Here is a 285-nt window from a genome sequence, read left to right as displayed (position 1 = left end):
ATCACCGATGCCGCCGCGCACTGGTGGCTGCGCCTGCAATCAGAAGACTGTACGGCAGTTGAACGGCAGGCCTACGAGCGCTGGCTGGCCGCCGATCCTGTGCATGTCCAGGAGTACCAGGCCATGCTGGATATCTGGCAGACCGCCGATGACCTGCCCCGCAGCGCCGTACCCGGAACTGTCATCAGCCTGCCCCAACGCCGTGGCCCCCGTGTTTGGCGCAACTATGCCTCGGCCGCCGCCATTGCCCTGGTGGCCCTGCCGGGCGGCGCCTGGATCGGCTGG

The 285-nt window shown here is 68.1% G+C and carries 1 protein-coding gene; it reads left to right on the top strand.

From position 1 onward, the window contains the following. On the top strand, window positions 1-285 hold a 285-nt coding region (locus tag M2D63_RS25710), incomplete at both ends, for a DUF4880 domain-containing protein (protein WP_285865883.1).

This window comes from Pseudomonas sp. BJa5, assembly GCF_030272875.2.
GTDB lineage: Bacteria > Pseudomonadota > Gammaproteobacteria > Pseudomonadales > Pseudomonadaceae > Aquipseudomonas.
The sequence above is the reverse complement of the archived record's forward strand: the minus strand, read 5'-3'. Positions and strand labels throughout refer to the sequence as shown.